The sequence below is a fragment of the Agromyces excoecariae genome, from assembly GCF_051715505.1.
In the GTDB taxonomy this organism is placed as follows: Bacteria; Actinomycetota; Actinomycetes; order Actinomycetales; family Microbacteriaceae; genus Agromyces.
Genome location: NZ_JBPSLA010000019.1, coordinates 94,844 through 101,038 on the forward strand (window position 1 = coordinate 94,844; position 6,195 = coordinate 101,038).

A 6,195-nucleotide genomic window follows, 5' to 3' on the forward strand; every position below is an offset into this window, starting at 1 on the left:
ACGAACGCGAGGACTGTGGAGAACCGCCCGAACCGCTCCCCAGTGAAATGGCGACACATGGCGCCGATTCACGGGAGTCGGCCCGAGCGCGACGAGGTGAGCGACGCGGCTCGGCGCCGGGGCGGGCGTCAGGAAAGGACCTCGGAGTCGAAGTACGCGCGACGCGCCTCGAAGCCGAGGTCGGGGTGGTCGACGAACACGCCGTCCACGCCCGTGTCCATGATCCGGGTGAACTCGCCGAGCCAGTCGCCCCACCCGCCACGCGAGGAGCCGCGCCGGAACTCGGGCGCGAGGAACCGGTTCTCGGGTCGCAGGGTCCAGGTGTACACCGCGAGCCCGGCGGCATGCGCGGCATCGACGAGATCGGACCCGCGCAGCGGGGCGTCCGGGCCCCGCCGCCGCGGCGGCGCCCCCTCCACGGGCTCCGGCCTGCCGCCGACCAAACGGCCCTTGCCGACACTGACGCCATGCACGAGGCCGCCGAGCGCGAGCAGCCCCCGTTCGCTGACGAAGGAGTCGTACGTCCTCGCCGCGGACCCCTCGGCGGCGACCAGGTCGAACGGCGCACCGCGGTCCTCGACCAGCAGCACGCGCGTGCCGCGCACCCCTTCCGAGACCAGCCGATCGAGCAGGCCGGGTTCGAACGACTCCGAGATGATCCGGTCGTCGCCGCGTCCCCATCCGGCAGCCGACAGCTCGGCGGCGAACAGCTCCTCGAGCGGCAGGCCCAACGCGGCGAAGTGCGTCGCGTGCTTGAACTCGGCGACGAGGCGGATGATCCGGCGCGACTCGTCCGTCGCGGCGTCCAGGAGCCCCAGCAGGTCGCGGAATCGCAGGACGGGGTACCGGCCGTCGAAGCTCGCACTGTGCGGGCGGATGCCTCCGAGCCGCTCGGTCGCGCGGAGCGTCGCCAGCTCGGCCCAGGTGAAGTCCTCCGTGAACCAGCCCGTCAGCTGACGGCCGTCGACCTCGCGCGTGGTGCGGCGCGACGCGAATTCGGTGCGGGAGGCGACATCCGTCGTGCCCGAGATCTCGTTCTCATGCCGCAGCACGAGCACGCCGTCGCGCGTCGCGACGAGATCGGGCTCGATCGCGTCGGCGCCGAACGCGAACGCCATCCGGTACGCGGCCTCGGTGTGCTCCGGCCGATACCCGGACGCGCCGCGGTGCCCGATGACGAACGGACGCTCGGCGAGATCGCGCAGCATGGGGCCAGCGTATCGAGCGCCGAGGCGGCAACCGCCCCGGAATGCCGGGGGATTTCACGGCGTTGTCACCGCCGGAACAGGTAGATTTGACGGACGCGACCGCCGGGTCGCGCGATTCCCCTCCACACGACGGAAAGCCGAAAGCAGAGGAACCACAGCAATGGCTCTCAACAACCCCGCCTTCTCACGCAACGAGGCGTTCACCTCCGGCCAGGGGGCGGTGGCTGTCGCACAGGACATGTCCGCCCAGCAGCTGCAGGACATGTACAACCAGCCCGCGACGCTCCCCGACCGCGACGTCATGACGATCGAGGACTCGATCGCGAAGTCGGCCGCCGCCTTCGGCGTGCTGCTCGTCGGCGCGGCGATCGGCTGGCTCACGGTCCAGTCGGTGCCGTTCCTCTGGATCGGCGCCGGCCTCGTCGGCTTCGTCCTCGCGCTCGTCAACATCTTCAAGAAGGAGCCGTCGCCCGCGCTGATCCTCGCGTACGCGGGCGTGCAGGGCATCTTCGTCGGCGGCATCTCGGCGTGGTACGAGATGGCCTACGGCGGCGGCATCGTCGCACAAGCCGTCATCGCGACGCTCGTGGTCGTCGGCGTGACGCTCGCGCTCTTCGCCTCGGGCAAGATCCGCGCGTCGAAGCGCGCGACGAAGATCTTCCTCGTCGCGATGGTCGGCTACCTGGTGTTCTCGCTCGTGAACATGGGCCTCATGCTCTTCAACGTGACCGACGACCCGTGGGGCCTCCGCGGCGCCGAGATCGCCGGCATCCCGCTCGGCCTCATCATCGGCGTGCTCGTCGTGATCATGGCTGCGTACTCGCTCGTGCTCGACTTCGACTTCATCCAGCAGGGCGTGCGCAACCGCGCCCCGAAGAAGTACGGCTGGACCGGCGCCTTCGGCATCATGGTCACCGTCATCTGGCTGTACCTGGAGATCCTGCGCATCCTCGCGATCGCGCGAGACTAGCTCCAGCGCACCGCATTCGCGAACGGGCCGTCCCCTCGGGGGCGGCCCGTTCGCGTGCACGAAAACACCCTGTTCTGGGGGCCGACCACCGGTGGTGGCGACGCGGGCGCTGTGCAACGGTGACCGCAGCGGCCGGGGGAGGCCGCACCAACAGGACAGCAGGGGGGCTGCCTCATGGAACAGAGATTGGAGCTGCGCCGACTTCTCGCGCTCGCCGTACTGGCGATCGCGGCCTTCGCGCTCAGCATCCTCGGACCGGTGACCACGGCCAACGCGGCGCCGGCGACGGTGACCGTCGAGTACGACTGCGACCAGGACGGCTGGGTCGTGACGTCGTCCAAGGCGCTCTCGAACATCGTCGTCACCGACGGTCAGACGACCGAGCGGACGCTCTTCGGGAGCGATCCGAAGGTGTACACCACGGTGATCACGACCGCGGGGCTCACCACCATCTGGGTGAAGTCCGGAAACAACCACTCCGGCGACGGACCCGGCTACGGTGAGCGTTTCGACCTGGCCCCGCCGGACTGCGGGCCGCTGGACGAGGACGGTGACGGGTACCCGGCCGGCGAGGACTGCGACGACACCGATCCCACGATCAACCCCGGAGCCGTGGACATTCCGAACGACGGAATCGACCAGAACTGCGACGGGAGCGACCTGGTCGTCGGCGACGGTGAGATCCGCGTCACCCTGACCTGGACGACGGATGACGACCTCGACCTCCATGTGGTCGACCCCAACGGCGATCGACTGTGGTACGGGAACAAGACGGTGCCGAGCGGCGGCGAACTCGATCGCGACGACAACGTCGGGGTCTGCGGCATCGACCCGGAGCCGGGAGGCGTCGAGAACGTGTATTGGCCGGTCGGGTCTGCGCCCAGCGGCATGTACACGGTGGAGATCGACAACTACTTCGACTGCCCGACGACCGGAACCTGGAACCTCCAGGTGTTCGTCGGCGGAGCCCTCGTGGTGGACCAGTCCGGCACTGACCTGGACAACATCGGACCGGCGTTCTCCGGGGCGTGGGAGGTCTACGAGACCACGTTCACGAACTGACCGCGTGCGGAGGCGGGAGCTCTCGGGCTCCCGCCTTCGCCGTCACGTTCGTCGGGAGACGGTCGCCGATCGGGAACTCGGCCGCGACGCCCGCGCGAGCAGCACCGCGCGCTCGCGCTCGTTCGCGGTCAGACGCGCGGATTCCGCGAACGCCTCGCGAGCGTCATCCGCCCGCCCGACCCGCTCCAGCAGTTCGCCGCGCACGGCGTGCAGCGGGTGGTACTTCGCCAGCCGGCCGTCGGCGGCGAGTACGTCGACGAGCGCGAGTCCGGCCCCGGGGCCGTCGGCCATCGCCACCGCGACCGCGCGGTTCAGCTCGACGACCGGCGAGGGGGCGACCTGCGCGAGGGCGCCGTAGAGGTCGACGATGGCCGGCCAGTCGGTGTCGTCGACGGATGCCGCGACGTCGTGCTGCTCCGCGATCGCGGCCTGCAGCGCATAGGGTCCTCGGCCCCGGCCGATCGCATCGGCGCGCGCGAGCGCCGCGCGCCCCCGGGTGATCGCCGAGCGGTCCCACCGTCGTCGATCCTGGTCGCCGAGCAGCACCGGATCCCCGGCGGCGTCGAGCCGCGCGGGGAACCGCGCCGCCGTGAACTCCATGAGCGCGACGAGCCCGTGCACCTCGGGCTCCCGGGGAACGAGGGCGGCGAGCACACGGCCGAGCCGCAACGCCTCGCGACTGAGCTCGGGCCGCATCAGGTCCTCCCCCGCCGAGGCGGAGTGGCCCTCGTTGAAGATCAGGTACAGCACCCCGAGCACGGTGCCGAGGCGCTCCGGGAACTCCGACCGGGGCGGCACCTCGAACGGCACCCCGGCCGCGCCGAGCGTCTTCTTGGCCCGCACGATGCGCTGCTGCACGGTCGACACGGGCGTGAGGAACGCACGCGCGATCTCCTCGGTCGTGAGACCGCCCACCACGCGCAGCGTGAGCGCGACGCGCGCTTCGCGCGAGAGCAACGGATGGCACGACACGAACACGAGCCGGAGCACGTCGTCGTCGATCGCGTCCGGATCGTAGGGCAGTCCGCCCGCGGCATCCGTCGCCTCGGCCTGCTCGCGCTCGAGGTCGTGCGCGATCGCGGCGAGCCGCTCGTCGTAGCGTTCGCGGCGGCGCCAGCCGTCGATCGCCCGGCGCTTGGCGACCGCGGTGAGCCACGCGCCCGGGTTCGAGGGGATCCCCGAGGCCGGCCACTGCGCGAGCGCCTCGGCGAGCGCGTCCTGGGCCAGGTCCTCGGCGAGCGCGAAGTCGCCGACCATGCGCGTGAGCGTCGCGACGATGCGCGCGGATTCGATGCGCCACACGGCGGCGACGGCGCGCCGGGCGGACTCGGGGTCCGTCGGGCGCGCCGTCGCGGCATCCGTCTCGTCGGTCACGCGCAACCGTGCCCGGTCAGGCCCGCGCGGCGCCGCGTCGGGCGTCCTCGGCGAGGCGCTCGGCCTGCTCGGCCCGCCAGCCCGCCTCCTTCCGGATCCACTCGTTGTCCTGCGGGAAGTCCTCGATGTCGTTCACGCGGCGCACCTCGAGCTTCGTCCCCGGGCCGAGCGGGCAACGACGAGCCCACTCCACGGCCTCCTCCTTGGAGGCGACGTCGATGATCCAGAACCCGTTGAAGAGTTCCTTCGTCTCACCGTAGGGACCGTCGGTGACGAGCGGCGTCTCGGCCGAGAAGTCGACGACGAATCCCTCGCTCGCGTCGGAGAGGCCTTCGCCGGCGAGCATGATGCCGGCCTTCATCATCTCCTCGTTGTAGCGGCCCATCGCCGCGATGACCTCGTCGAACGGCATGTCCTGGAAGGCCTCGAGGGCCTCGTCGCTGCCGCGCATGATCATCATGTACTTCGTCATGGTGGTTCGCTCCTCGCGTGTCGGGGTCGCTGTTCGACCCTCTCACTGATGACGTCGAACGGGAAGACGCCCGATCGACACCGCGCTGGGGGAATCTCCGACGTCAGAGCCCGAGCGTCTGCATGGTCGCGCGGATCGCGTCGCCGGATGCCGCGAGCAACCCCGACTCGGTCTCCGACATCGGCGTCTCGGCGATGGGGAACGCACCGGTGCCGCCGACGATCGACGGCATCGACAGCGCGACGCCGTCGAGCCCGAACGCCCCGGAGTGCACCGTCGAGACCGGAAGCACCGCATGCTCGTCGTCGAGCAGCGCCTCGACGATGCGCGCGCCGGAGAGCCCGATCGCGTAGTTCGTCGCGCCCTTTCCGCGGATGACGGTGTAGGCCGCGTTGCGCACCTCCGACGCGATGCCGTCGAGCTCGTCGATCGAGAAGCGTTCGCCGCCGGTCCAGTCGAGGATCGGGACCGGTCCGATCCGCGCGTTCGACCAGAGCGGGAACTCGGTGTCGCCGTGCTCGCCCACGATGTCGGCGTGCACGCTCGAGGTCATGACGCCGGCGCGCTTCGCGAGCAGCCAGCGCAGGCGCGAGGTGTCGAGCACCGTGCCCGACCCGATGACCCGCTCGGGCGGCAGGCCGCTGATGCGCTGCGCCGCGACGGTGAGCACGTCGACGGGATTCGTGACGAGCACGTAGATGGCATCGGGCGCGCGCTCCAGCAGTTGCGGCAGGAGCCGCTCGAGGATCCCGACGTTGGTGCCCGCGAGCTCCATGCGACTCTGCCCGGGCTGCTGCTTCGCACCGGCCGTGATCACCACGACGTGCGAGTCGGTCACGACGTCGAGATCGGCGCCGCCGATCACGTTCGACCGCGTGAACTGCGTTCCGTGCGCGAGGTCGAGCACCTCGGCCTCGACCTTCTCGGCGGCGATGTCGTACAGCGCCACCTGGTTCGCCGACTCCCGGATGAGCGACGCGTACACGAGGCTCGCGCCGACGCTTCCGGCCCCGATGACGCTGAGCTTGGAGTTCTCGATGACCGCCATGCCGCCATGCTCGCAGATGCGACCGACGGATGCCACGGGACGGCGGAGGGGGGGGGGCCCC

General features: G+C 70.8%; 6 protein-coding genes. 2 read left to right on the forward strand and 4 right to left on the reverse strand.

Annotation, left to right across the window (positions count from 1 at the left end):
* Positions 1 to 128 precede the first annotated feature (128 nt).
* Positions 129 to 1,208, reverse strand: a complete 1,080-nt coding sequence (locus ACSJD1_RS17840; protein ID WP_438854157.1) for a glycerophosphodiester phosphodiesterase family protein — start codon at positions 1,206 to 1,208, stop codon at positions 129 to 131.
* Positions 1,209 to 1,368: 160 nt separating this feature from the next.
* On the opposite strand from ACSJD1_RS17840, the gene ACSJD1_RS17845 reads away from it, so the two are divergent.
* Together ACSJD1_RS17845 and ACSJD1_RS17850 are read left to right on the forward strand one after the other, a co-directional pair.
* Positions 1,369 to 2,178 (forward strand): Bax inhibitor-1/YccA family protein, encoded by an 810-nt coding sequence (locus ACSJD1_RS17845; RefSeq protein WP_438854156.1) that lies wholly within the window; start codon positions 1,369 to 1,371, stop codon positions 2,176 to 2,178.
* 174 nt (positions 2,179 to 2,352) lie between these two features.
* The gene (locus ACSJD1_RS17850; RefSeq protein ID WP_438854155.1) at positions 2,353 to 3,240 is read left to right on the forward strand and encodes a MopE-related protein; all 888 of its coding nucleotides are present in this window, start codon (positions 2,353 to 2,355) and stop codon (positions 3,238 to 3,240) included.
* Between the two features lie 42 nt (positions 3,241 to 3,282).
* Here the strand turns inward: ACSJD1_RS17850 and ACSJD1_RS17855 are convergent, their stop codons facing one another.
* The 3 genes from ACSJD1_RS17855 to ACSJD1_RS17865 form a co-directional block, all read right to left on the reverse strand.
* Positions 3,283 to 4,614 (reverse strand): RNA polymerase sigma factor, encoded by a 1,332-nt coding sequence (locus ACSJD1_RS17855; protein WP_438854154.1) that lies wholly within the window; start codon positions 4,612 to 4,614, stop codon positions 3,283 to 3,285.
* 16 nt (positions 4,615 to 4,630) lie between these two features.
* A complete protein-coding gene (locus ACSJD1_RS17860; protein WP_438854153.1) occupies positions 4,631 to 5,086 on the reverse strand; it encodes a YciI family protein in 456 nt (151 codons plus the stop codon).
* 103 nt (positions 5,087 to 5,189) lie between these two features.
* Positions 5,190 to 6,134, reverse strand: coding sequence for an L-lactate dehydrogenase (locus tag ACSJD1_RS17865; protein ID WP_438854152.1), 945 nt, complete (start codon positions 6,132 to 6,134; stop codon positions 5,190 to 5,192).
* Positions 6,135 to 6,195: the final 61 nt, after the last annotated feature.